Annotated in this window: 1 protein-coding gene and 1 pseudogene; both read left to right on the forward strand. The window is 64.5% G+C overall.

The window, feature by feature from the left end; translation table 11 throughout:
- Window positions 1-180 (forward strand): annotated as a pseudogene (locus tag EN969_RS32615) (ribose ABC transporter substrate-binding protein); the annotation flags it as partial.
- Between the two features lie 66 nt (window positions 181-246).
- Window positions 247-984 (forward strand): ATP-binding cassette domain-containing protein, encoded by a 738-nt coding sequence (locus tag EN969_RS32620; protein ID WP_013533018.1) that lies wholly within the window; start codon window positions 247-249, stop codon window positions 982-984.
- The last annotated feature ends 65 nt before the right edge of the window (window positions 985-1,049 follow it).

Here is a 1,049-nt window from a genome sequence, read left to right on the forward strand (position 1 = left end):
GTCCACACCGCCGATCTCGGTGCCTGGTACAAGGACTGCATGACGACGGACGCCGTGTCTATCTTCCCGATCCCGCCGAAAGATCCGATGCCGGAGGAATGGCTCGACGCCTATTTCTCGAACCCGGCGCCAACCAAGGGCTGGGACTATTCGAAGGTGCCCGATGCCTGTGCAAAGTGACGCCTGCTAATCTCTCAACAGGCCGGCTCCTTTCGGGGAGCCGGCCTGCCAGCATCGAAATGCGACATGCTTGAAGTCAAAACCATATCCAAACGCTATGGCGAGACGATCGCGCTCGCGGACGCATCGATCGCGTTTCGGGCGGGAACCATCCACACCATCCTGGGCGAGAACGGTTCGGGCAAGAGCACGATGGTCAAGCTGTTGTCCGGCATCGTCCAGCCGGACAGCGGCGCGATCCTCCTGCACGGCAAGCCGTTCTCGGGCGCCAACCCCTCGGCCTTCCAGGCGCAAGGCTTCGCCACGGTGTTCCAGGAGGTGCTGATCGCGCCGGATCGCAGCGTGACCGACAACATCCTGCTCGGCCTCGACGGGCTGGTCCGGCGCGCTGTGCCCCGCAACGAGCGCCGTGACCGGGCGAAAGCTGCGCTTAAGCGCTTCGCGGTCACCGACGTCCCTCTCGACATGCCAGCCGGCCTGCTGCCGCTCGCCGCGCAGCAATTGGTCGTCCTTGCTCGCGCGATCGTGCGCAACCCAAAGATCCTGATCCTCGACGAGGTCACCGCCGCGCTCGACTTCGCCGATCGCGAATCCGTTTTTTCGTTGATGCGTGCGCTTGCCGGCGAGGGCTGCCTGATCCTGTTCATCACCCACCGCATGGACGAGGTGATGTCGCTTTCGGATCGCATCTCGATCCTGCGGGGCGGCAGCGTGGTGCGCACCGAAGAGCGCGGCGCTTCGACGCCGGCTGAGCTTCTCAAGACAATGGCGCCACGTACCGCCGCGGAGCTTGCGCATGGCTGATCGCACCGCTCTCGATTTTGGTGGTCTTGCCGTTCGCGAACTCGTCATCGCGCCCGGCGCCAGCC

Origin of the sequence: Mesorhizobium sp. M7A.F.Ca.CA.003.01.2.1, from assembly GCF_003998945.1 — a bacterium.
Lineage (GTDB): Bacteria > Pseudomonadota > Alphaproteobacteria > Rhizobiales > Rhizobiaceae > Mesorhizobium > Mesorhizobium ciceri.